Origin of the sequence: Paraburkholderia sp. SEWSISQ10-3 4 (assembly GCF_030464785.1) — a bacterium.
Taxonomy (GTDB): domain Bacteria; phylum Pseudomonadota; class Gammaproteobacteria; order Burkholderiales; family Burkholderiaceae; genus Paraburkholderia; species Paraburkholderia aspalathi.
In genome coordinates, this window is sequence record NZ_JALPRI010000003.1 from 1 (window position 1) to 24,164 (window position 24,164).

Annotated in this window: 22 protein-coding genes and 1 tRNA gene; 15 read left to right on the forward strand and 8 right to left on the reverse strand. The window is 60.9% G+C overall.

Annotated features, from left to right (window positions below; genetic code table 11):
• On the forward strand, positions 1 to 245 hold a 245-nt coding region (locus M0D68_RS08530), incomplete at its 5' end, for a hypothetical protein (RefSeq protein ID WP_266224189.1).
• Here the strand turns inward: M0D68_RS08530 and M0D68_RS08535 are convergent.
• On the reverse strand, positions 242 to 706 hold the full coding sequence (locus tag M0D68_RS08535; protein WP_093646656.1) for a hypothetical protein: 465 nt from the start codon (positions 704 to 706) through the stop codon (positions 242 to 244). The two genes, M0D68_RS08530 and M0D68_RS08535, sit on opposite strands and share 4 nt — an antisense overlap.
• Before the next feature lie 397 nt (positions 707 to 1,103).
• Positions 1,104 to 1,949: a FadR/GntR family transcriptional regulator gene (locus M0D68_RS08540; protein ID WP_093646658.1), complete on the reverse strand. Its 846-nt coding sequence runs from the start codon at positions 1,947 to 1,949 to the stop codon at positions 1,104 to 1,106.
• A gap of 273 nt (positions 1,950 to 2,222) precedes the next feature.
• Between M0D68_RS08540 and M0D68_RS08545 the strand changes: the two genes are divergently transcribed.
• The 8 genes from M0D68_RS08545 to M0D68_RS08580 all read left to right on the forward strand — a co-directional run bounded on the left by M0D68_RS08545 (position 2,223) and on the right by M0D68_RS08580 (position 9,886).
• Positions 2,223 to 3,431 carry an ABC transporter substrate-binding protein gene (locus tag M0D68_RS08545; RefSeq protein WP_093646660.1) on the forward strand — a complete coding sequence of 403 codons (1,209 nt, stop codon included), beginning with the start codon at positions 2,223 to 2,225 and terminating at the stop codon, positions 3,429 to 3,431.
• Between the two features lie 72 nt (positions 3,432 to 3,503).
• The gene (locus M0D68_RS08550) at positions 3,504 to 4,364 is read left to right on the forward strand and encodes a branched-chain amino acid ABC transporter permease (RefSeq protein ID WP_093646663.1); all 861 of its coding nucleotides are present in this window, start codon (positions 3,504 to 3,506) and stop codon (positions 4,362 to 4,364) included.
• The gene (locus tag M0D68_RS08555; protein WP_200653908.1) at positions 4,361 to 5,428 is read left to right on the forward strand and encodes a branched-chain amino acid ABC transporter permease; all 1,068 of its coding nucleotides are present in this window, start codon (positions 4,361 to 4,363) and stop codon (positions 5,426 to 5,428) included. The genes M0D68_RS08550 and M0D68_RS08555 overlap by 4 nt, the downstream gene beginning before the upstream one ends.
• Complete coding sequence (locus M0D68_RS08560; protein ID WP_093646668.1) at positions 5,425 to 6,192, forward strand: ABC transporter ATP-binding protein; 768 nt, start codon at positions 5,425 to 5,427, stop codon at positions 6,190 to 6,192. Before M0D68_RS08555 ends, M0D68_RS08560 begins: the two co-directional genes overlap by 4 nt.
• Positions 6,189 to 6,890, forward strand: a complete 702-nt coding sequence (locus M0D68_RS08565; RefSeq protein ID WP_200621988.1) for an ABC transporter ATP-binding protein — start codon at positions 6,189 to 6,191, stop codon at positions 6,888 to 6,890. Before M0D68_RS08560 ends, M0D68_RS08565 begins: the two co-directional genes overlap by 4 nt.
• Positions 6,891 to 6,929: 39 nt before the next feature.
• Positions 6,930 to 8,210: a Zn-dependent hydrolase gene (locus tag M0D68_RS08570; protein ID WP_200653907.1), complete on the forward strand. Its 1,281-nt coding sequence runs from the start codon at positions 6,930 to 6,932 to the stop codon at positions 8,208 to 8,210.
• Positions 8,207 to 9,697 carry a M81 family metallopeptidase gene (locus M0D68_RS08575; protein ID WP_200653906.1) on the forward strand — a complete coding sequence of 497 codons (1,491 nt, stop codon included), beginning with the start codon at positions 8,207 to 8,209 and terminating at the stop codon, positions 9,695 to 9,697. The genes M0D68_RS08570 and M0D68_RS08575 overlap by 4 nt, the downstream gene beginning before the upstream one ends.
• 112 nt (positions 9,698 to 9,809) lie before the next feature.
• Positions 9,810 to 9,886: transfer RNA gene (locus tag M0D68_RS08580), tRNA-Val, on the forward strand.
• 45 nt (positions 9,887 to 9,931) lie between these two features.
• Here the strand turns inward: M0D68_RS08580 and M0D68_RS08585 are convergent.
• Together M0D68_RS08585 and M0D68_RS08590 are read right to left on the reverse strand one after the other, a co-directional pair.
• Complete coding sequence (locus M0D68_RS08585; protein WP_200653905.1) at positions 9,932 to 10,867, reverse strand: amidohydrolase; 936 nt, start codon at positions 10,865 to 10,867, stop codon at positions 9,932 to 9,934.
• Between the two features lie 2 nt (positions 10,868 to 10,869).
• The gene (locus M0D68_RS08590; RefSeq protein ID WP_266224190.1) at positions 10,870 to 12,168 is read right to left on the reverse strand and encodes an MFS transporter; all 1,299 of its coding nucleotides are present in this window, start codon (positions 12,166 to 12,168) and stop codon (positions 10,870 to 10,872) included.
• A 155-nt stretch (positions 12,169 to 12,323) separates the two neighbouring features.
• On the opposite strand from M0D68_RS08590, the gene M0D68_RS08595 reads away from it, so the two are divergent.
• A complete protein-coding gene (locus M0D68_RS08595) occupies positions 12,324 to 13,067 on the forward strand; it encodes a GntR family transcriptional regulator (protein WP_200621983.1) in 744 nt (247 codons plus the stop codon).
• A gap of 242 nt (positions 13,068 to 13,309) precedes the next feature.
• The gene (locus M0D68_RS08600) at positions 13,310 to 14,620 is read left to right on the forward strand and encodes an MFS transporter (protein ID WP_266224191.1); all 1,311 of its coding nucleotides are present in this window, start codon (positions 13,310 to 13,312) and stop codon (positions 14,618 to 14,620) included.
• Between the two features lie 6 nt (positions 14,621 to 14,626).
• Here M0D68_RS08600 and M0D68_RS08605 read toward each other — a convergent pair whose 3' ends face one another.
• The 4 genes from M0D68_RS08605 to selD form a co-directional block, all read right to left on the reverse strand.
• On the reverse strand, positions 14,627 to 14,761 hold the full coding sequence (locus M0D68_RS08605) for a hypothetical protein (protein ID WP_266212432.1): 135 nt from the start codon (positions 14,759 to 14,761) through the stop codon (positions 14,627 to 14,629).
• Positions 14,762 to 14,764: 3 nt separating this feature from the next.
• The gene (locus M0D68_RS08610) at positions 14,765 to 15,820 is read right to left on the reverse strand and encodes a permease (protein ID WP_211708229.1); all 1,056 of its coding nucleotides are present in this window, start codon (positions 15,818 to 15,820) and stop codon (positions 14,765 to 14,767) included.
• A gap of 31 nt (positions 15,821 to 15,851) precedes the next feature.
• Positions 15,852 to 16,919 carry a tRNA 2-selenouridine(34) synthase MnmH gene (gene mnmH, locus M0D68_RS08615; protein WP_093646689.1) on the reverse strand — a complete coding sequence of 356 codons (1,068 nt, stop codon included), beginning with the start codon at positions 16,917 to 16,919 and terminating at the stop codon, positions 15,852 to 15,854.
• A 145-nt stretch (positions 16,920 to 17,064) separates the two neighbouring features.
• A complete protein-coding gene (gene selD / locus M0D68_RS08620; protein WP_266224192.1) occupies positions 17,065 to 18,129 on the reverse strand; it encodes a selenide, water dikinase SelD in 1,065 nt (354 codons plus the stop codon).
• Positions 18,130 to 18,383: 254 nt separating this feature from the next.
• On the opposite strand from selD, the gene fdnG reads away from it, so the two are divergent.
• The 4 genes from fdnG (at position 18,384) to fdhE (ending at position 24,153) form a co-directional block, all read left to right on the forward strand.
• Complete coding sequence (fdnG, locus tag M0D68_RS08625) at positions 18,384 to 21,452, forward strand: formate dehydrogenase-N subunit alpha (RefSeq protein WP_266224193.1); 3,069 nt, start codon at positions 18,384 to 18,386, stop codon at positions 21,450 to 21,452.
• A 9-nt stretch (positions 21,453 to 21,461) separates the two neighbouring features.
• Positions 21,462 to 22,394 (forward strand): formate dehydrogenase subunit beta, encoded by a 933-nt coding sequence (gene fdxH, locus M0D68_RS08630; RefSeq protein WP_093646694.1) that lies wholly within the window; start codon positions 21,462 to 21,464, stop codon positions 22,392 to 22,394.
• A complete protein-coding gene (locus M0D68_RS08635; protein WP_097394618.1) occupies positions 22,381 to 23,046 on the forward strand; it encodes a formate dehydrogenase subunit gamma in 666 nt (221 codons plus the stop codon). The genes fdxH and M0D68_RS08635 overlap by 14 nt, the downstream gene beginning before the upstream one ends.
• A gap of 108 nt (positions 23,047 to 23,154) precedes the next feature.
• Entirely contained in the window at positions 23,155 to 24,153 is a 999-nt protein-coding gene (fdhE, locus tag M0D68_RS08640) for a formate dehydrogenase accessory protein FdhE (protein ID WP_266224194.1), read from the forward strand.
• Positions 24,154 to 24,164: the final 11 nt, after the last annotated feature.

The window sequence follows — 24,164 nt, forward strand, 5'->3', positions numbered from 1 at the left end:
CCGATGATAGTGCGGATTCCCGTGTGAAAGTAGGTAATCGTCAGGCTCCCCAGCAAGTCCAGAAACCCCACCCCGCAAAGGTGGGGTTTCTGCGTTTACGCGGCAAAAACGTGGACGCAGAAAACATCGCCGCGGTGAGACTTTGCCCGAAGCGCTCCGGTTCTTCTGGTCTCACCCCTATCAGCAATACCTCAAAATCGCCGACGGTACTCCGCCCACCGTCCTGCATCATCTCATCCGTTTAAGCCCTTTTCCGCACCGGCGTCTGATACGACAAGCCTGCGGTGAAGCGGTCAAGCCGTTCACTGGCGTCGGTGATCGCCCAAAGGGGTGCGCTGTGCAGTTGCCGATCGTAGTTCGATGCGATTTCGGCGAAAAGCGCGAACCCTGCGCTGTCCAATCTCCACTCGCCGGTCTCACGGCCGATATCGAAAACCGCTGACACCGCTCTCTCCGCCGCACCGATCTGCTCGCCAGTCGTCGAGCCAAAACCCGATTCAGCCAGAAAACCCGTCAACAGCATGACCTGGGTAAGCGTTTGCGCATCGCTCGTGCTGCCGGCACCCCGGCGCAAGGCATCGAGCGCCAGATGCACGCGCAGGGCAAGGTCGTCGGCGACCTGCCGTGCGATGGGCAACAGCATGGCTTTGTCATGCCGAGCACGTGCAGCGCCAGTTTTGCGGGAAAACGGAATAGGTTGTGCCATGACGGTCCAGTGTTATGCCTGTGCAGATGCAATAACGGCGCGGGCGGTAAAAGGTTGAGTCCTTATTGCGCGGCTATCACACCCCAATTTGGTCGTCGAAAGCGGTGGGATGGCTGTCTTAAGCCAATTGGCATAAATTGACCGGTGCACCCGAGCTTTCATCTCGATTGCGCGGTTTTTTCCGATTCCTCTGGTTTGTCGCAGTATCGGATCGAACAGTCTCTGGAACTACCGGGTCCCGCATCATGGCGATTTCGGACATACCGGCACTGCCTGGTCGTCGAGTCCCGGCGGTTTGGTCGACCGTGGACACGCTGTTAGTAAACTTCCGAGCTAAGCCGAGCACATTCCGTTGTAGGCGCCACGCCGTCCAGCCGCAGCACCTGTCAAATCGGCTTCACTCCTGATCCGGCTCATCAACCGGCGCCACACTGCGGGCCCTCACGCGTCGGCGAATCTCCGAATCGAGAATCAGCCGGCCGCGCAACTTGCCCTTCATCCGCTTCACATAGCGAGGTGCTTCGGTCATGTGAACCACCATTAGCTCGCGCACCTTTTCCACATCGCGTTCACGCGCCGCTTTCGTGATCGCTTTGTGAATCTTCACGTTGGCGAGACCGAAACGTTCATGTTCGACCTGCGGCGTGTCGTTACGAAACTCGATCAATTGCCGGATCATTTCGTTGATCAACTCGCAACTGAAGCGCAGGAACGGATTGGGATTCGCCGCCGCGAGGATGTCGTGAAAATTGACGTCTTCCTGACGTTGCCGAACGATGTCCTGTCCGCCATGTGACGAAGCCGGCCGGTCGCAGCACGCAATGCTTGCTTCGAGCGCCTCGAAGTCCTGCTCCGTCAGATGCGGCACCGCACCCGCCGCTAGCTCCGGCTCCAGCAATTTACGCACGGTGTAAATGTCGTCGATCGATACGTCCTTGAAGAACAGGTAGTTCTGCAAGAGCTGTAGCGTGCGATCAAGCGGCACTTCAACCACCATGCCGCCGCCGCTTGGGCCCGTGGTCACCTTGATGAGACCTTGCACCTCGAGAGACTTCAGTGCCTCGCGAATCGTGCTCTTGCTCACCGAAAAGAGCTGCTGCAATTCCACCTCGCGCGGCAGGCGGTCACCCGGTTTCAGGTCTTTCTCTGTGATGAGCCGCTTGATCTCTTCGGCGACCAGATCGCCACGCTTTTGCTGCTTGATCTCAATCGCGGCGCCAGCCTTGGCGCGGTCGATGGCCATTTTCGTTACTCCCAGTTTTGTCCTGCGCGCTTTCGACGGGCCGCCGGGCCCGTCATGGCGCGGAAAGCCGCGCCGCTGCCGCCAGGAATTTTGCCTTATTGACACTCGAATTTATTGTACCTACGATCGAGTCCAACCTATTTATCATGATAAATAGAACAAAGCCGGTGTGGTGGAAAACTTCTCGGCGGCCAGCAAGCTTTCGTCGTCGTTCGCGCAGTCTTTCAGTTTCGCAGTCGGTCAGTGTGTGTCTCTTTCTTAAGGAGCGTCATTTTGAATCGCCGAAATATGTTGAAGCTGGCCGCGTTGTCGGCCGTTCCGGGGACGTTGGGCTCGCTGGTCGCGCGTAGCGCGTTCGCGCAGGCCGGCACCTTGCAGTTCGCCTGTCCGGTACCGATGTCGGGCCCGTTCGCGGCGAACGGCAAGTATGCCGACCTCGGCATGAAGCTCGCTATCGAGCAGTACGGCAAGGTACTCGGTCAACCGCTTGCGTACACGGTGCTTGACACGGAAGGCAAACCCGCAACAGCCGTGCGCCGAGTGCAGGAAATCGCGCAGCAGAAGAATGCACGCTTCTTTGCCGGCGGTATTTTGTCATCCGAAGCATTGGCAATGGGCAAGGAAGTCCAGAAAGCTGGCGGCATCTTTATCACCACTGCAGGCGCGGACGAAATCACCGGCAAGGACTGCAACGACGCGACTTTCCGCTGGTCCGTGCCGACTTACGGCGCGATCGAACAGACCGTGCGTCCGTTGATCCAGATGATGCCGAAAGCCAAGCGCTGGTACACCATCACGCCGCAATACGTATTCGGCGATGGTTTGCTATCGGCGGCCAAGGCGATTTTCAAGGAGAAGGGCATTGAGCACGTGGGCAATAGCTACCACTCGCTCAACGAGAAGGAATTCAGCGGCTATCTGACGAATGCAGTCGCCGCGAAGCCTGACGTCCTGCTGATTCTCAACTTCGGTTCGCAATCGTCCGATACGTTGCGCCAGGCCGTGAGTTTCGGCATGAAGAACAATTGCACGATTCTGCTCGCGTGGGCTTCCGGGTTGGAGCAGTTCGAATCGCTCGGTGCTGACCTGTGCGAAGGCGTCTATTTTGGCGCACAGTATTGGCACGACATCGACTCGCCGCTCAATCGCGATCTCGTCAAACGCAGCAATGCCGCGTTCAAGGCCAATCCCAACTACAGTCTCGCAGGTTCTTACATCTGCACAAAGATCCTGCTCGACGGCATCGTGAAAGCGGGCACAGTCGATCCGAAGAAGGTGGTCGCAACGCTCGAGGGGATGAAGTACGACGGCTTGACCGGTCCGGAGGAAGTCCGCAAGGGCGACCATCAGGTGCTGAAGAACTACTATTTGTTGAAGGGCAAGGCGAAGAACAAGATGAAAAACGCCGACGACTACGCGGATATCGTGAGCTCCGGCCAGTCGTTCCTCCCGCTCGACAAGACCGGCTGCAAGATGGCCTGATGCATCAGCGCCGCAAGCAACGCGGCACGCTCATTAGCGAAACTCCATCGCTACACCCTTTAGACGGACGCCATGAACGTTTATCTCCTGCAGATCGTCAACGGCATCGGAGTGGGAATGCTGTATTTCCTGCTCGCGGTCGGTTTGTCGATCGTGTTCGGCCTGCTGCGCTTCGTGAATTTCGCGCACGGCGCGTTCTATCTGCTCGGCGCGTACTTTTGCTATCAGGCCATGCAGTGGTCGATGAATTTCTGGACCGCACTCGTCGTCGTACCGATCGTCGTCGGTGCGCTTGCGTGGATCGTCGAGAAGCTGATTCTGCGGCACGTCTACGCGCAACAGCATGAGTTTCATATTCTGGTGACGGTCGGCCTCGCCCTCGTCGTGCAGGAATGTGCGATCCTGGTCTGGGGGCCGCTCGGCGACAACGTACCGGTTCCCGACATGCTGAACGGCGTGGTGATCTGGGGCAGTTTCGTGTATCCGAAGTACCGCCTGTTTGTGATCGGCTTCACGGCTGTGCTGGCTGCGCTGTTGTGGTGGGTGCTGGAGGGCACACGGCTCGGTAGCGCGGTGCGCGCCGGCAGTGAATCGACGGAAATGGTGTCGCTGCTCGGCATCAACGTGATGCGCGTTTTCAGTCTGGTGTTCGCACTAGGCGCCGCCACTGCCGCTTTGGCCGGTGTGCTCGCCGCGCCGATTCGCGGCGTCGATCCGTTCATGGGCATCGAGGCGCTCAGCGTCGCGTTCGTCGTGGTGGTAGTCGGCGGAATGGGCAACTTTCTAGGCGCGCTGGTTGGCGGGTTGCTGGTCGGCATCGTGCAGAGCGTAATGAGTACCTTGTGGCCGGAAGGCGCACGGCTGATGATTTATGTCGCGATGGCCGCCGTGCTGCTGCTACGGCCGAACGGCCTGCTTGGGAGAGCGGCATGATCGATACCTCGAAACCTGCTGTTCATGATGCCTCTTCCCGGCCGGCTCAACGCAGCTTGAAGCATGCGTTGCATCGCTATCGCTTCCTGTTGCTTGCGTTACTGGTCGTGTGCGTATTGCCGCTGACGTTACGTTCCGGATCGTTAGCCACAGAAGTACTCGTGTTCGCGCTCGCCGCGCTCGGTTGCAATCTGCTGCTCGGCCATACGGGTTTGCTCTCTTTCGGGCAGGGTATCTTCTTCGGACTCGGCAGCTATTGTGCGGGCCTCGTCCTGACCAAAACGGGCATGCCGATACCTGTGGCGCTGCTTGCCGCGATCGTGATCGGCGCGGCTGCCGCGGCGCTGGTCGGCTGGTTTTCGATTCGTCAACGCGGCACGTACTTCGTCATGTTGACGCTTGCATTCGGGCAGTTGTTCTACTTCCTCGCCTACACCACGCCCGATCTGACCGGAGGTGACAACGGCTTGCTCGACATCCCACGCCCGGCGCTGGGGTTATTCGGCAAGGCACTCTTACCGTTGACTTCGCCGTGGCAGTACTACGCTTTCGTCGCCGTGCTGTTCCTCGTGGTGTTCTGGTTGCTGATGCGTGTCTCGCATTCGGTATTCGGCCGCACGTTGCTGGCGATCCGCGACAACGAGGCGCGTGCGGCCGCAGTCGGCTATGACGTCAAACGCTTCAAGCTCATGGCGTTCGTGATCTCCGGCGCAGTGACGGGCCTCGCTGGCGCGTTGCACGCGCTGATGACCGGCATCGCGCCACTGTCCAATATCGATTACCACACGAGCGAGATGATTCTCGTGATGACGGTGATCGGTGGCACGGGCAATCTGTTCGCGTCGGTGCTGGGCGCGGCGTTCTATGTGCTGTTCGCCGACTGGTTGTCCACGCTATGGCCGCGCTGGCTGTTGCTGCTCGGCATCGTGCTGATCGCCGTTAGCCTTTTCATGCAGCGCGGGCTATGGGGCTTGGGCGAACGAATCTGGCAGGCGCTGCGGCGTAACTCATCCGCAGACGCTGACAACGATACTGGCAACCACGCAACTGAGGAGCGCATATGACCGAAGCGATTCTGCAAGCGAGCGACGTGGTGAAGCGGTACGGCAAATTCACGGCGCTCTCCGAAGTCAATCTGCGCGTTATGCCACGTACCGTGCATTCGGTAATCGGTCCGAATGGCGCGGGCAAGACGACGCTGTTTCACGTGTTGACGGGTACGTTGCCCATCACCGACGGGAAGATCATCTTCGACGGTCATGACGTCACACATGAACCCGACCATAAACGCGTGCGCCGCGGCGTCGCGCGTTCGTTCCAGGTGACGAGCCTGTTCGCCAATCTGAGCGTGCGCGAAAATCTGCGGCTTGCCGCGCAAGGTGTCGACGCGGTGCGTGCATTGAACGCATGGACGCCGCCGCATGGTGCACTCACTCACGCGGACACCGTTGACAGTGTGCTTGAACGCCTCGCATTGCAGCGCTTTAGCGAGGTGCCGGCGGGCGCGCTATCGCACGGCCAGCAGCGACGGCTTGAAGTCGGCATGGCGCTCGCAGCGCGGCCCAAGGCGATCTTTCTGGATGAGCCGACTTCCGGCATGGGCATCGACGACCTCGACGACATGAAGCAGTTGATCCGTGGCCTGCGTGACGATTACACCGTCGTGCTGATCGAACACAACATGGGCATCGTGATGGATATCTCCGACACGATCACCGTCATGCAACAAGGGCGCGTGCTGGTGGAAGGGCGCCCGGACGATATTCGCGGCGACGAGCGCGTACGCAGCGCTTATCTCGGCAACATGATTACCGGAGGCCGCGCATGATTCTCGACGTTCAGCAGATTCACGGCTTCTACGGCAAGAGCCACATCCTGCAAGGTGTCTCCTTGCAAATCAACGATGGTGAAACGGTCACGCTGTTGGGTCGTAACGGCGCAGGTAAGTCGACCACACTCAAGGCCATTGCCGGTGTTGTCACACCGCAGCGCGGTACGGTGATGTTCAACGGCACGACAATCAACGGCATGCCGCCGCACAAGATAGCTTCGCGAGGCGTGTGCTTCGTGCCCGAACATCGCGGCGTCTTTCGCCTGTTGACCGTCGAAGAAAACCTAAGGCTCGGCGCGCGCAAGGATTCGCCGTGGCAACTCGAAGACATCTACCGCATATTTCCACGGCTGAAAGAGCGGCGCACGAACGGTGGTGCACAACTCTCCGGCGGCGAACAACAGATGCTCGCGATCGGCCGTGCGTTGATGAATCATCCGCGACTGTTGATGCTCGACGAACCGGTTGAAGGCCTCGCGCCAGTGATCGTCGAAGAGATCGTCGCGCAACTCAAGTTGATCCGTGAAGCGGGCGTCGCGATTCTGCTGGTTGAGCAGAACCTGGAAGTCTGCACACAACTCGCGGATCGCCACTACATCATCGAACAAGGTGTGATCGTCTACGAAGGCGACAACGCTTCCTTCGCCGCCGACGATTCGATCAAGGACCGTTATCTGGGCGTGGGCGTCGTCTAACGCCCACGCTGTCTTCATTACGAGTACGAGGAAGCATCGATGCAAGTTCATGAATCAACAACCGTCGCGACGCTCGCTGATCTGCGTGTCGACGGTGCGCGGCTCTGGGACAGTCTCATGCAACTCGCGCAAATCGGCGCGACGGAAAAAGGCGGTGTATGCCGGCTCGCGTTGACTGACCTGGATCGCAAGGCGCGTGACCTCTTTATCGCGTGGGCAAAGGAGATTGGCTGCAGCGTGCGGATCGACGCGATCGGTAATATCTTCGTGCGTCGTGCGGGGTTGCGTGACGACCTGCCACCGGTGATGACCGGCAGCCACATCGATACGCAGCCCACAGGCGGCAAGTTCGACGGTAATTACGGCGTACTGGCTGGTCTTGAAGTGTTGCGCACATTGGCCGACGCCAACGTGCGGACGCTCGCACCGCTGGAGGTCGCGGTGTGGACCAATGAAGAGGGCTCGCGTTTCGTGCCGGTGATGATGGGTTCAGGCGTGTTCGCCGGTGCGTTCACATTGGAGCATGCGCTCGATCAACGCGATCGCGAGGGTATTTCGGTGCGCGACGCGCTCGCGGCAATCGGTTATGCGGGTGACAGTGGGAAGCCTCATGTAGTCGGCGCGTATTTCGAAGCGCATATCGAACAAGGGCCGGTGCTGGAGGCGCATGACACGACGATCGGCGTCGTACAGGGCGCGTTAGGTCAGCGCTGGTACGACGTGACAGTGCACGGCATGGAAGCGCACGCCGGCCCTACACCGATGGAACTGCGCCGCGACGCATTGCTCGCTGCGGCCGATCTGATTCACGCGGTGAATCGCATTGCCCTCGATCACGCGCCGCATGGGCGCGGCACGGTCGGCTGGCTCAACGTGCATCCGAATTCGCGCAACGTGATTCCAGGCCGCGTGACCCTGACGGCCGATCTGCGGGCCGCTGACGATGCCTCGCTCACAGAGATGGATGCCGCACTACGCGCTGCCTGTGCGACCGCCGGTGAGAAGGCCGGCATTACGGTCGACGTCGAACAAGTGGTGTATTTCCCGCCCCAACCGTTCGCGGCGGATCTGGTCGCCGCGGTTCAACAGGGCGCGGACACGCTCGGCTTTTCGTCGATGGACGTCATCAGCGGCGCGGGCCACGACGCCGTTTATCTCGCACGCGTCGCGCCAGCAGCGATGATCTTCGTACCGTGCAAGGACGGCATCAGCCACAACGAAATCGAAGACGCACGCGCGGACCATCTGGAAGCCGGCTGCAACGTGCTATTGCAGGCGATGCTGAACGCCGCGCAAACGGCGGGGGGCACGGAAGCATGAAAGTCCTGATTGCAAGGATGAACCACGAGACCAATACATTCTCGCCGGTGGCCACGCCGCTTGCAGCGTTCGGCCGCAATGGCCCGAGCTACGGCGAAGACGCGTTCAACGAAAACAAGGGCATGCAGACGGCAATGGCCGCGTTCATCGACGCAGCCGAGCGCGAGCATGCCGGGATCGTGACGCCCATTTCCGCATCGGCGAATCCGAGCGGACCGGTCGAAGCCGCTGCGTACGACGCGATCTGCGAGGCAATCGTTGCGGCCGCAACGGGTTGCGATGCCGTGATGCTTGACCTGCACGGTGCCATGGTCGCCGAAAATACGAACGACGGCGAAGGCGATCTGCTCGAACGCGTGCGCGCCGCGTTGCCGAACGCGCCGATTGCCGTCGCACTCGATCTGCATGGCAACGTCACGCAGAAGATGGTCGATAACGCCGACGTGATCGTCAGTTTCAAGACCTATCCGCACGTCGATATGTACGAGACCGGCGCGCATACGGCGCGTCTGCTGTTCGACCTGGTCCACGGCAGGGCGAAGCCGGTGATCGCATGGCGCCAGCCGCCGCTGCTCACGCATACGCTGCGCAGCGCGACGGCCGAAGGTGCGATGAAGCGCGCGGTAGACGCTGCACGCGCGGCAGAGGTCGATGGCGTGCTGGCTGTGTCGGTGTTGTCCGGCTTTTCGCTCGCTGACATCGAGGCGCCATGTATCAGCGTCGTCGTGGTGGCGAACGGTGACCGTGCGAAAGCGGAATCGGTAGCGGAGCGCATCGCGCGACAGATCTGGAACGAGCGCGAAGATTTCGTTTATCGCAGTGCGGCGCTGGCCGAATCTGTCGCACAGGCCGCGGCGCTCGCACAGGGCACGGACAAACCGGTACTGCTGCTCGATCACGGCGACAACTGCATGTCGGGCGGCACGTGCGACACGATGGACCTGCTGGAGGAAGCGCTCAAGCAGAAGCTCGAAGGGGTTGTGAGCGGCCCGTTGTGCGATCCGCAGGCCGTCGCGGCGCTGATGGCTGCGGGAGTCGGCAGCACGGTGACGGTGACGATCGGCAACAAGGTCGCAAGCAGCGCGGTGACGCCGCGGCCGCCGGTTGCCGTGACCGGCGTAGTGCGCGCGCTGACCGATGGCGAATACGTGATCAGCGGTCCGACCTACACAGGCCAGCGTGCATTCATGGGGCGCGCGGCCGTGCTCGACACCGGCACGGTCAAGCTCGTGATGACCGAGCGCACACACGAACCGTGGGACCTCGGCGTGTTCGAGAGCGTCGGCATCGATCCGCGCCGCGCGCGTTTCCTGTTGCTCAAATCACGCATGTACTGCCGGCCGGTTTTTGTGCCGATCGCCGCCGGCTTGGTGGAGTGCGACAGCCGTGGTGTGACGAGTTCGGATTACGGACTGTTCAGGTTCGAGCACGTGAAGCGGCCGGTGTTTCCGCTGGACGCGCAGACCGAATGGGCGTCGACAAACTGAAGCGGGTTGAACAACGATCCACACGACGAATCGACGGACATTCGCCCATGAACATACTTGTCCCGCAGGGCTTGTGCGACGCGTCCGGAGTCTCTATAATTCGCGCCTCTAAAGGCTCGTAGCTCAGTTGGTTAGAGCACCACCTTGACATGGTGGGGGTCGTTGGTTCGAATCCAATCGAGCCTACCAACGCATATGTGACGTAGACGAAGGCGGCTCCGCTTTCGTCTACTGTCATGTTCTCGCATCACATCGGCGCACTTCATCATCGTGCGGCTGTCCTGTCAGTTTATCCCCTTCGTATTGCCCGTATTTCGCCACAGCGTGATTCGTTCGCTGTTCGAATCCGTAAAACAACGCGGGGGTCGTGCATAGAATCGTGTCGACCATCGATGCGTCCAGGCCGAGTTCCAATAGCGTCGATAACGACTGGCCGTAGTTCATCACCTGCTCGTACTGAGTATGGGGCCAGTCGCTTCCCCACATCAGCCGCTCAGCGCCGAAGTGTTCGACAAGCAGGCTCGTCGCCTCACGCACAAAACCCGAACCCGGAACTGCACATCGGTACGCGCCCGAGACCTTGACCCACACGCGACCGGTTGCGCCATAACCGAGCAACCTCTTGAAGCCGGGATCGTGAATTCCTTTCTCAGGGTCGGGGCGTCCGAAATGATCGACGACCACGGGTACGCCAGCTTCGAGCAAGCGGTCGAGCATCGGTGCCAGGTCCTGCGCATTCCGGTGCAGTTCGACGTGCCAACCCAACCTCGACAATCGCTCAAGCAACGGCGTCCATGATTTCGCGCCCAGATCCGGCAATGCCTGCTCGATCAGATTGAGCCGTATGCCGGTTACGCCGCGACCATGTAGGTCCGCCAGCGTTTCCTCTGAAGCATCGGGCGCAACGACCGCTACGCCCCTTAAGCGGTGCGTATCTCGCGACAGTGCTTGTAGCAGGTAGCGATTGTCCGTCCCGAGAAAACTCGGCTGCACGAGAACCGCGCGCCCGATGTCGTGCGTGTTCAGCAGTTGCAAATACGTGTCGAGCGTGGCGTCGTAGCCCGGCGCGTAGCGCCGGCTATCCGTGAGCGGCAAACCTCTCTCGAAGACATGCGCGTGAGTGTCCACGCGGCAGGAGTGGGACTGGGCGACGGATACGGGAGCACTCATGATCAACCCCGCGGCGGGTCCAGGGTCAATCGCGCGTTGTCGACGGTATCGGGAGCCGATTCAGGCACCACGCCACGCAGACGTTTGCCGCGCGTCTCGGGCAGCAGCAATACAGCGAACATCGCGAGGCCGTAAGCAATGGCCGCGTCGATTCCGATTGCCATGCCGAGCGACATCGAATGACTCATGTAGCCGACGAGCACGGGGAAGCCCGCCGAGGCGATCCGTCCGAAGTTGTAGCAGAATCCGACGCCTGTGCCGCGCATGTCGGCCGGATACAGTTCGTTGAAAAGCGGGCCGAGACTCGCTGGAATGCCTGCGGCGAACAAGCCGAGTGGGAAGCCCAGCACGAGCATTTGCGTGTTGCTCAGCGGCAGCATCACGTAAGCGAGAACTGTAACGATGCAGCAGAACGCGAAGAGGGCGACATTGCGCCGACGGCCAATGCGGTCGAGCAGATAGGCGCTCGCCATGCAGCCGCACCAGAAAGCCACGATGACGACCGCCAGATAGCCACCGGTGTTCAGAACCGACAGGTGCCGTTCTTTGGCGAGGAAGGTGGGCAGCCAGGTCATGATCGCGTAGTACCCGCCATGTGCGCCAGTGCCCAGCACGGCGCCGATCACGGTGGTCCGGAGCACACGCGGCTGGAAGACCTGGGTTATCTGCCCGAGCACCGAGACCTTAGGAGCAGCGCTTGCCGGCGCGACGCGTGCCGGTTCCTTCAGATTGCGCCGGACGAATAGCACCAGGCCGGCGGGCACGAGGCCGACGGCGAACATCACGCGCCATGCGGTGTCCGACGGCAACCAGGAGAACGCCGCGGCATACACCAGCACGGCTGCGCCCCAGCCGACCGCCCAGGCGCTTTGCACGGCGCCCATCGCTTTGCCGCGGTGTTCGGTGCGAATGGTTTCCGCCATCAGTACCGCACCTGCCGCCCACTCGCCACCGAATCCGAATCCTTGCAGCGCCTTGAGAACCAGGAGTTGCGGGAAGTTTTGCGCGAACGCGCAGAGAAAGGTGAAACCGGCGAACCAGAGGATCGTTATTTGCAAGGTCCGGACCCGTCCGATGTGGTCCGACAACGCGCCTGCGATCCAGCCGCCGAGCGCCGAAGATATCAAGGTCACGCTGCTGATCGCGCCGGCCTGCGTGTGGTCGATGCCGTACGCGGCAATGATCGCGGGGATGGCGAGGGTGAACATCTGCACATCGAGCGCGTCGAGCCCCCAACCCGCAAAGCACCCCCAGAAGGTGTTGCGTTCGAGGGGCGTGCCTTGCTTGTACCACGTGAACATAGCCGTCTCCGTCGTGCTTATCATGTAGTCATATATATGACTGTATGAATGGTGGTCGCAAAGCCACCAAAAGTCATTGAGTATTAACCCTTGCTCACGTCGCCGCCGCGGGATGTTGTACAGTAGTTACTCCTCTGAACAACTATATGAATGCTATGGACGCAACCTCTTTCGTGACCAAGCCGGATGGTCGGTTGCCCCGTTATCAGCAATTGCGTGACGACCTGGTTGGCCGCATTGCCGCAGGCGAATGGGCGCTGGAGGAACCCATCGCCACGGAGGCGGAGTTGGGGCAGTTCTATAACGTCTCCACTGGCACGGTTCGTAAGGCGATCGATCTGCTCGTTGTCGACGGCGTGCTCACGCGCAGCCAGGGCAAGGGCACGTTTATTCGCCGGCCCCGTTTCGATTCGTCGCTGTTTCGTTTCTTCCGTTTCAAGTCGCGCGACGGCGAGCCGGTGCGGCCGACCGCGCGCGTGCTCAAGCGCGAGATCGTGAAACCCGGCGAAGAAATTCGCTCGACTTTGGGCATGAAAGCCTCCGAGAAAGCGATCCACCTCTCGCGTGTGCGCCTGATCGAAGGCCAGGCGGTTCTGTCTGAAGAAATCTGGTTGCCGCGTGCGCGTTTCGAACCCCTGGCCACGTTGCCGCTCGGTGATTTCGAGGACTTGTTGTATCCGTTGTATGAACGTCTTTGCAGGCAGATCGTGGCGTCCGCTACGGAAATCTTAAGAGTAGAACAAGCCACATCCGACGATGCCTCGCTTCTCGATGTAGCGGTCGGCAGCCCTGTCATCCAGGTCCAGCGTGTCGCATCGGACTTCGCGGGCACGCCGTTCGAATGGCGTAGCACGCGCGGCGCAGCCACGACGTTTCAGTACCAGGTGGAAATCCGCTGAGTCAGTGACCCGCTGGAATACCGCGGAACTGATCCGTCCCAACCTCACCTCGTTTTTTAAGCACCGCGGCTCCAGGATCGCTGGGGCTGCACGCGCCTATCCGGGTATCACCCCATGGTGTCCGATGCTAGTTCATATAAACATATATATGACTACATCAATCTGGCCGTTTCCCTGGGCGTAGCGGCTGCCATGCCGCGAAGCGAAAGGCGAAGGCGGCCGGCGAGAAAACCGGAGCGGACATGTCTACGCAGGCAGGATTTGAGCAGCAGGTAATGAGGAAGATGGCGTGGCGTCTGATGCCGCTTCTGATCGTCATGTTTCTGATTTCGTTTATCGACCGCCAGAACGTCGGTTTCGCCAAGCTGGAGATGGTGCATGCCCTCGGCATGACGGAGGCGTCATATGGCCTCGGCGCTTCGCTGTTCTTCATCGGCTACCTTATCTTCGAGGTGCCCAGCACGCTGGCATTGCATCGCTTCGGCGCGCGGACCTGGCTCGCGCGGATCATGATGACCTGGGGTGTGGTCACGGTGCTGATGGCGTTCGCGCGCTCGCTGCCCGTTTTCTATTCCTTTCGCTTCGCACTGGGCGTTGCCGAAGCCGGCTTCTATCCCGGCGTCATCTACTACCTCACGCAGTGGTTCCCGCAAAGCTATCGCACCAAAGTGCTGGGGTTCTTCACGCTGGGTAGCTCGCTCGCCAACATGCTGGGCTCGCTGGTCGGCGGTCTTCTGCTGACGTTAGGCGGCACGTGGGGTTTCGCGGGTTGGCAGTGGGTGTTCATCGCCACCGGCATTCCCGCCATTCTGATTGCGTTCGTCGCGCTCAAATTCTTGCCGAATTCGGTGCAGGAAGCGCCGTTCCTTTCGCAGCAGGAGAAGGATGTCGTCATCGCCGCGCTCAAGCGGGAAGCGTCGGATGATGCCAAGGCGACGCGGCCCTGGGGCGCGTTGCTCGATCCGAAGGTTCTCATGTTCGCGTTGACGTACATGCTGATGTCGACGTCGTTGTACGGCGTGACCTACTGGATGCCGACGTTGCTGAAAAGCGATGGCGTGTCGTCGTCGCTGAACGGTCTGCTGAACATGATTCCGTGGGCGCTCGCGACACTGCTTCTGCTGTGGCTGCCTGGGAAGCTCAAGCGTGAGCGCGTCGTGTTGAAGGCGATGAGCGTGGTGGCCGGGATCGGCGTCGCTTGCTTTGCGTCGAGCCTCGTTCTGCCGACCGCGTCGTTGCGTTTTGCGGCGCTGTGTCTGGGCGGGGCGTGCATCCCCTTGCTCTATCCGTGCTTCTGGTCGCTGCCCCCGCGATTCTTCTCTGGCGCAAGGGCCGCAGCGAGCGTGGCGGCGATCAACGCAATCGGCAATCTGGGCGGCTTTGCCGGGCAGAACCTGATGCCTTATGTCGGCAAGGTGGCGCACAGCCATGTTGCGCCGATGCTGGTGCCGACGGCGTGCCTGTTTGCGTTGGGGATCGGCACGGCTCTGGCCGCGCTGATCGGCGCGCGTCGCAGGATGACGCTCGAGTCTGCGACGATTCGTCCGACGTAGATCCCGTCAGGGACGGAGCAGGTCGAAGCCGGCCAGCACGACAACCCCGCTTACCACGATCAGCGCTACCGAATGCTGTCCGAAGTAAAGAAGGGCCGCGGCCGACCAGCTCGTCGCTGCAAATGCTGCAATACGTTTCATGCTTTAAAACCCCAATGCGATAGCCAGCAATCCGCTGACCACCCCGCAAACCACCACGGCCAGCGCCACGACCGTCAGCACGCGCCTCGGGAACGAGCGCCCAAGCATGGCCATCGACGGCACGCTGATTAGCGGCAGCGTCATCAGCAACGCGCCAGCCGGACCCGCGGCCATGCCGAATGAGAGCATGGCCTGAATGATCGGCACTTCGCCCGCGGTCGGAATTACGAACAAGGTTCCGGCGATCGCCAAAGCGACGATCCACAGCAGGCTGTTATCGATGCTGGGTCCGATGTGCGGGAACAGCCATGCTCGCGCGGCGCCGAGAATCAGCACCAGGACGATGTATTCGGGAATCAGCCGCAGCGTCATTGTTCCGAGGATTTTCACCCAGCGTGTGAACGCGGTGCCCGGGTCGTCGGTGGTGACGAGTTGTGCCATGGCTTCGCGCGACGCCTCGGCTTCCTTCGGCGTGACCATGCGGTTCACCAGATAGCCGAGGCCGAACACCATCACGAGGCCGAGGGCGAGCCGCAAGCCCATCCATTGCCAGCCGAGCACGAAGCCCATGAAAATCAGCGTGGCCGGATTCAAAGCGGTATTGCCCAGCCAGAACGCGATCGCCGCACCCGGTGCCGCCTGACGGGCGCGCAAGCCGGCCACGACTGGCGCCGCGCAGCACGTGCACATCATGCCCGGCAACGACATCAAGCCGCCCTTCACCACGCTGCTGAAATCGGTCCTGCCGAGCGCGCGCGCGACCCATTGCGGCGGAATCAGCGCCTGCACCGCCGAGCCCAGCAGAAGCCCTAGCACCATGGCTTGCCAGATTGCCTTGCCGTAGGCCAGCGCGTAATCGATGGCGGCCTGCCACGAGGCTGCAGGCGCGTTCGACGCCGTACCCATCAGGATCGACTTGCCGATGGAATGCTGACTTGCGGCGACGAACGCCCGGTTGTAGTACGGAAACCACTTCACATAGAAGAGCCCGACGACGGCGATCAGCAGAAACACGATCCAGCCGAGGGCGACGCGGGGCTGTCGAAGGGTTGATTGCATAGTGGATGGTCTTGAACGTTAATTTTTTTGGTCAGATGACGGCGAGCGCGCTGTTATCGAGTTGGGCAAGCAGGGCGTTGGCCTGCTCAACGACATCGGCGTCGTTGGGCCGAAAATTCATTTGCAACGCCTGCGGTAATTGCACGAAATGCTGATGGCTGCTGCGTGCATACGCCGGATCATAGTGCCGTTCGATCAGCTCGCGCGCGAGCTCGGCCCGGCTATTTTCATCGACGAGGTGTTGCCAGCCCGTGACACGTTCGCGGCTATGCAAACCGATCATCTTCTGCAACTGCGCTTTCAACGATTCAGGATCGTCGAACAGATGCGCATAGTCATGCAGCAGGAACGCCGCGCGGTCTTCGTGGCTCGATAGCACTTCGACGCAAGCGCCCTGATGAAACGTGTCGAGGAGCGCGAGCGGCAGTGCGATCGAACCGATCCGCCGGCTCTCCGCTTCGACGAACACCGGCCGTTTGGGATCGAATGTGCGCAGGGCGGTCACCAGCAGCGTGTCGAAGAGCTTTTGCGACGGCTGCTCAATGCCTGCCCATGCGCCGAGCAGCGAGCCCCGATGGGCAGCCAGCGCTTCGAGATCCAGCGTCTGCGCGCCCGCCTGGCGCAGCGCTTCGAGCAGGCGTGTCTTGCCGCTGCCGGTCGGGCCCACTAGCGCGATGTAGTTGAACTTTTTCGGCAGCGTCTCGAGGGTGTCCAGCGTTGCGCGCCGATAGCTTTTATAGCCGCCGTCCAGCTGACGTGCCGGCCAGCCGATCATATTGAACAGCGTCGTGACCGAACCCGAACGTTTCCCGCCGCGCCAGCAGTAGATGAGCGGCCGCCAGTTGCGCGGCCGGTCGGCGAAGGTGGTTTCCAGGTGGTGCGCGATGTTGCGCGCAACCAGCGCCGCGCCGATCCGCGTGCCTTCGAACGCTGAGACCTGCTTGTAAGTTGTGCCGACCAGAACACGCTCTTCGTTGCTCAGCACAGGTGCGTTGAGCGCGCCGGGGATGTGGTCTTCGGCGAATTCCAGAGGCGTGCGCACGTCGATGATTTCATCGAAATCACCGGCTTGATCGAGGCTGACGAGTAGGTTTTTCAAGGGGTTACGGACGAAACGGACCGGCGGGGGAAGCGAAATTATCGCATGCGGCGTGAATACCGGCTGGCGAGCCGCGCAGGCCTGCGTCCTGGACCTGCGTCTCGCCTTGCCTGGCCTGGCTTCGCCGATGAAACCCGCTTGCGCCTCAGCTAACCTCGACTCGCTTGTCTCCGCTGACCATTTCGCCGATCACGCACGCTTCGTTGAAACCGTCGGCGCGGAATAGGGCGAGCACCTCGTCGACTACTTCCGGCGCGCACGAAACCAGCAGGCCGCCCGAGGTTTGCGGATCGGTGAGCAGAGTACGGGCCGTCGACGGCAATGAGGAAGGCAAAATAATGTCTTTACCGTATGCGTCCCAGTTGCGCCCCGAGGCGCCGGTAAAAATGCCGGCTTCCGCGAAGTTGACCACGTCCGGCAGCCAGGGCAGATCCGCATAGCGCACGCGGGCGGTCAGATTCGAGCCGCGGGCCAATTCCAGCGTATGGCCCAGCAAGCCGAAACCGGTGATATCCGTGAGGGCATGCACGCCGTCGAGCGCCGACAGCGGCGCGCCCGGCCGGTTGAGCTTGGTCGTGGCAGCGATCATCGCGGCATAGCCGTTTGAATCGAGCCGATCCTTTTTCAACGCCGCCGACAGCACGCCCACGCCCAGTGGCTTGCCGAGGATCAGCACGTCGCCCGCGCGCGCACCGGCATTGCGTTTGACGCGCCGCGGATCGACCACGCCGATCGCAACGAGGCCGTAGATGGGTTCCACCGAATCGATCGAGTGACCGCCGGCGAGGGGAATGCCGGCTTCGGCGCAGACGGACTCGCCACCCTTTAACACCGCCGCGATCACGTCGTGCGGCAGCACATTGATCGGCATGCCGACGATCGCCAGCGCCATGATCGGTTTGCCGCCCATGGCGTAGACGTCTGACAGCGCATTGGTTGCGGCAATGCGGCCGAAGTCGAACGGATCGTCGACGATCGGCATGAAGAAATCGGTGGTGGCGACGATCGCCTGCTCGTCGTTGAGCCGGTAGACGGCGGCGTCGTCGGCGGTATCGTTGCCGACCAGCAGGTCGGGAAAGAACGGCAGCGGCGCGCTGCGCTTGAGCAGGTCGGCGAGCAGGCCAGGAGCGATCTTGCAGCCGCAGCCGCCGCCGTGCGACAGGCTGGTCAGGCGGGGCGAAGGGTTTGCGGCGGGGAGGGTGTCGGTCATGTGTGGCGCGGATTTCAGGCTTCGAATGACCACATTATGGCGGTTGTTCGAGCGCGGCGCAGGATAGCGGCCACCCACGGCGTGGGTCGTTGCGGACGCAATCAACTGATGCAAGAGGAATAGTGCTGCTTCCGTTAAACCGGCTGCGGCGCTTCATATTTAACAACTTTAAAGAGATGGGCAGTCTGGCTGCAGGACTTCATATCGGCCTCTATAATCGTTATTAGTATCCCAAAAAGAGCCGAGGCCATTACATGACCCACATGTCCCGGCGACAGTTTCTGAAGGTCTCCGCCACCACGCTCGCCGGATCAAGTTTGGCCCTCATGGGCTTCTCTCCGGCACCCGCGCTGGCCGAGGTTCGTCAGTACAAACTGTCGCGCACAACCGAAACCCGCAACACCTGCCCGTACTGTTCGGTGGGCTGCGGCATCCTGATGTACGGACTTGGCGACAACGCCAAGAATGCAAAGTCCAGCATCATCCACATCGAAGGCGATCCTGATCATCCGGTGAACCGCGGCACGTTGTGCCCGAAGGGCGCAAGCCTGATCGACTTCATTCACAGTCCGAGCCGTCTGAAGTATCCGGAGTACCGCGCGGCCGGATCGAATGAATGGAAGCGGATTTCCTGGGAAGACGCGCTCGATCGCATCGCCAAACTGATGAAGGAAGACCGCGATGCCAATTTCGTCGAGACGACGGAAGACGGCAAGAAGGTCAACCGCTGGCTGACCACCGGCATGCTCGCAGCATCGGCCGGTAGTAATGAAGTGGGATATTTGACGCACAAGACTGTCCGCAGTCTTGGCATGCTCGCATTCGATAATCAAGCACGTGTTTGACACGGCCCGACGGTGGCAGGTCTTGCCCCGACGTTTGGCCGTGGAGCGATGACGAACCATTGGGTCGACATCAAGAACGCGGATGTGATTCTCGTGATGGGCGGCAATGCGGCCGAAGCGCACCCGTGCGGTTTCAAGTGGGTCACGGAAGCGAAGGCGCATCGCAAGGCAAGGTTGGTCGTGGTCGATCCGCGCTTTACGCGTACGGCCTCGGTCGCGGATTACTACGCGCAGATTCGCACCGGCTCGGACATTGTGTTCCTGGGCGGGGTGATCAACTATTTGCTCACCAACGACAAGATTCAGCACGAGTACGTCAGGAATTACACGGATATGCCGTTCATCGTGCGCGAGGATTTCTCGTTCACGGACGGCCTGTATTCCGGCTACGACGCGGATAAACGCAGCTACGACAAGAGCACGTGGGACTACGAGATCGGCGACGACGGTTACGCCAAAATCGACCCGACGCTACAGCACCCGCGCTGCGTCTACCAGCTGATGAAGCAGCACTACTCGCGCTATACGCCCGAACAGGTCGAACGGACCTGCGGTACGCCGAAGGACAAATTCCTCAAGGTGTGCGAGATGCTGGCGTCCACAGCTGTTCCGGGGCGTGCCGGCACGATCCTGTACGCGCTCGGCTGGACGCATCACTCGATCGGCGCGCAGATCATCCGCACCGGCGCGATGGTGCAATTGCTGCTGGGCAACATCGGCATTGCGGGCGGCGGCATGAACGCGCTGCGCGGTCACTCGAACATCCAGGGTTTGACCGACCTGGGTTTGATGTCGAACCTGTTGCCGGGCTACATGACGCTGCCGATGGAAGCCGAGCAGGACTTCGACGCTTTCATCAAGAAGCGCGCGAGCCAGCCGTTGCGGCCGAACCAGTTGAGTTACTGGCGCAACTACCGCGCGTTTCACGTCAGTTTCATGAAGTCGTGGTGGGGCGATAACGCGACCGCCGAGAACAACTTCGGCTATGACTATCTGCCGAAGCTCGATAAGTCATACGACATGCTGCAGGTCTTCGAGCTGATGAATCAAGGCAAGATGACCGGCTACATCGCGCAGGGCTTCAACCCGCTCGCCGCGGCGCCGAACAAGGCGAAGATCGGCGCGAGTCTGGCGAAGCTTAAGTGGCTCGTCATCATGGATCCGCTCGCCACTGAAACTTCGGAGTTCTGGAAGAACTTCGGCGAGTTCAACGACGTGGATCCGTCGACGATTCAAACGGAAGTGTTCCGTCTGCCCACCACGTGTTTCGCTGAAGAACGCGGCTCGCTGGTCAGTTCCAGCCGCGTGCTGCAGTGGCACTGGCAGGGCGCCGACGGCCCGGGCGAAGCGAAGAGCGACCTCGAGATCATGTCGGGGCTGTGGCTGCGCATTCGTAAGGCTTATAAGGAGAACGGCGGCAAGTATCCCGATCCGATTCTCAACATGAGCTGGCCTTACTCCGATCCGGAAAGCCCGACGCCTGAAGAAATCGCCATGGAGTTCAACGGCAAGGCGCTCGCCGATGTGACCGACGCTACCGACAAAACCAAGGTGCTCGCGAAGAAAGGCGAGCAGCTGGCGGGCTTCGCGCAGCTTCGCGACGACGGCAGTACTGCGAGCGGTTGCTGGATTTTCTGCGGTGCGTGGACTCAGGCGGGCAACCAGATGGGCCGTCGCGACAACTCGGACCCGACCGGCATAGGCAATACGTTGAACTGGGCATGGGCGTGGCCTGCGAACCGGCGGATTCTGTACAACCGCGCTTCCTGCGACGCCAGCGGCAAACCGTTCGACTCCACGCGCAAGCTGATCGCGTGGAACGGCAAGACGTGGAGCGGTGCCGACATTCCCGACTTCAAGGTGGATGAGCCGCCTGAAAACGGCATGAATCCGTTCATCATGAATGCGGAGGGCGTGGCGCGCTTCTTCTCGCGCGACGGTCTGGTGGAAGGGCCATTCCCCGAGCACTACGAACCGTTTGAAACGCCGCTCGGCTATAACCCGCTGCATCCGGATAACAAGGCGGTCGTCAGCAGTCCGGCGGCGCGCGTGTTCCCGGACGATCGGGCCGCCTTCGGCACGCATGAGAATTTCCCGCATACGGCCACCACGTATCGTCTGACCGAGCATTTCCACTACTGGACCAAGCACGCGCGTTTGAACGCGATTGTGCAGCCGCAGCAGTTCGTGGAGATCGGCGAAGATCTGGCGAAGGAAGTGGGCGTGGTCGCGGGGGATCGTGTGAAGGTGTCGTCCAATCGCGGGCACATCATCGCCGTGGCGCTCGTCACCAAGCGGATCAAACCGTTGATGATCGAAGGGAAAAAGGTCCAGACGGTCGGCTTGCCCTTGCATTGGGGCTTCAAGGGGCTCGCGAAACCGGGCTATCTCGTCAATACGCTGACGCCCTCCGTGGGCGACGGGAATTCGCAAACACCGGAATTCAAGTCGTTCCTCGTCAAGGTCGAAAAGGCATAAGGAAAAGAGATGGCACTGCAATCACTGGATATCAAACGCCTCTCGGCCACGACCTTGCCTGAACCGCAAGTGCGTGAGCCGGTGACGGGCACGGTCGCCAAGCTCATCGACGTATCGAAGTGCATTGGCTGCAAGGCGTGTCAGACGGCCTGCATGGAGTGGAACGATCTGCGCGACGAGATCGGTACCACGACCGGCATCTATGACAACCCGCGCGATCTGTCTGAGCATTCGTGGACCGTCATGCGGTTCTCGGAGTACGAGAACACCGAAGGCGATCTCGAGTGGCTGATCCGCAAGGACGGCTGCATGCACTGCGAGGATCCGGGCTGTCTGAAGGCCTGCCCCTCGCCGGGCGCGATCGTGCAGTACACGAACGGCATCGTGGATTTTCACGAGGAAAACTGCATCGGCTGCGGCTATTGCGTAACCGGCTGCCCGTTCAACGTGCCGCGTATTTCGAAGAAGGACAACCGTGCGTACAAGTGCACGCTGTGTTCGGACCGCGTGGCTGTCGGCCAGGAGCCGGCGTGCGTGAAGACCTGCCCGACCGGCGCGATCATGTTCGGCACCAAGGAGGACATGAAGCAGCAGGCGGCGGATCGAATTGTCGATCTGAAGGAGCGCGGTTTCCAGAACGCCGGTTTATACGATCCTGCCGGCGTGGGCGGCACGCACGTGATGTACGTGCTGCATCACGCCGACAAAGCCAACCTGTATCACGGCTTGCCGCAGAATCCGAAAATCAGCGTGATGGTTTCTCTGTGGAAAGGTCTGGCGAAACCGCTGGCGCTGGCAGGTATCGCGTTTGCTGCGGTGGCAGGGTTCTTCCATTACACCCGTGTCGGTCCGAACGAGGTGACGGAGGCGGAAGAAGCCGAAGCACAGCACGAAGCTGACGAAGCACGCCGTTCGCGGGAGGCATCCGATGAAGCACGCTGAAAATCATGAGCACGTTGTGCTGAAAGACGTGAAGGGCAACAGCCTGATCCAGCGCTACACGCCGAATGAACGGACGAATCACTGGATCACTGCTATCACGTTCGTTCTGCTGGCGCTCTCCGGTCTCGCCATGTTTCATCCGGCGATGTCGTGGCTATACGCGATCTTCGGCGGCGGGCAATGGACGCGGATTCTGCATCCATTTGTCGGCTGTGTGATGTTCCTGTCGTTCCTGATTCTTGCGTTGCGTTTCTGGCATCACAACTATCTGGACAAAGCCGACATCCAGTGGATGAAGCAGATCGACGACGTGCTCAACAATCGTGAGGAAAAGCTCCCCGCGATCGGAAAGTACAACGCCGGTCAAAAGCTGCTATTTTTCACTATGGTGATTTGCCTGCTGCTGTTGCTGGCGAGCGGCATTGTGATCTGGCGGCGCTATTTCTCGTTCTATTTTCCGATCGAGATCATTCGCCTCGCGGCGCTGGTTCATGCTGCGGCTGCGTTTGTGCTGATCGTCGGCATCGTCGTGCATATTTATGCGGCGTTGTGGATCAAGGGCTCGATCGGTGCGATGACGCGCGGGACGGTGACCTACGGCTGGGCAAGAAAGCATCATCCGAACTGGTTCAAGGAAATCATCGGCAAGTAGGATGGCAACAAGCGTGGCGCAGCTTGCCACGCACCCCGAGCCGCCGCCCCTGTTCGACGAACTGCGGCGGCTCTTCAGTTTTTAGCGCAGTTTTCAGAGGTCGATACTTTGGTTCAACGCATTCTTGAGGCCGGCGATATCGAATCGCTCGATCACTCGGCGATTCCCCGCATCCGTACGCCGGAACGGCTGGCGGTCTTTTCGGCGCGCGCCGCGCGGCTGCGCCAACTGGCGGCGCTCAGCAATCCGATCGCCGGCTATTTGCGTCTGATGGCTGTGCTCGCGGACGCGCAGCAAGCCGTGATCACCGGCTTCAAGGCAAAGCCGCCCAGCGCCGAGTTGATCGCGAGTGCACAGCAGCATTCCATGCCGCTGATTCCAGCGCTTTCCGGCGTGCGCGATCCCGCGTGGCACGAGGTTTTGCTGCATCTGCTCGACAAGGTGCAAGCCGCCGGCCCGCTTACACCGCCGCTAGAAGCGCTCATTGAAAAGCTGCGAACGCTGGATCAGGCCACGCTCGACACCCAGGCCGACGCGATCTTCGCGCAGCGCTTCGAGGAAGTCGATCCGGCGAGCGCGCCGTTCATCATGGCGGCGCTGCAAGTCGTATGGACCGACCTTGCTGCCGACATCGACAAGCGCGAGGTGCCGTACATCGAGACGCTGGGCTTGTGTCCCGTGTGCGGATCGCATCCGGTGGCAAGCATGGTGCGCGTGGGCGGTGCGTATGACAATTACCGTTACCTGCAATGCGGCCTGTGTGCGACGGAGTGGCACATGGTCCGCGCGAAATGCTCGAACTGCGATTCGACCAAAGGCATTGCCTATCACGCAGTCGGCTCGCAGGACACCGACGATGCCACGCGAGAAGCCGATTCGAAGAATGCATCCTTGAAGGCGGAGTCGTGCGACGAATGCCATACTTACCGGAAGATCGGCATTCAGTCGAAGGACTACGATTTCGAACCGTTCGCGGACGATCTCGCCAGTCTCACGCTGGACCTGCTGATGGGAGCGGAAGGTTACCGGCGCGCGTCGCCGCATCCGTGGCTCTGGCCGGAACAGGCCGAACCTGCGGCTGATGATTCTTCCGGCGAGTCCGACTGAGAATGAGGATT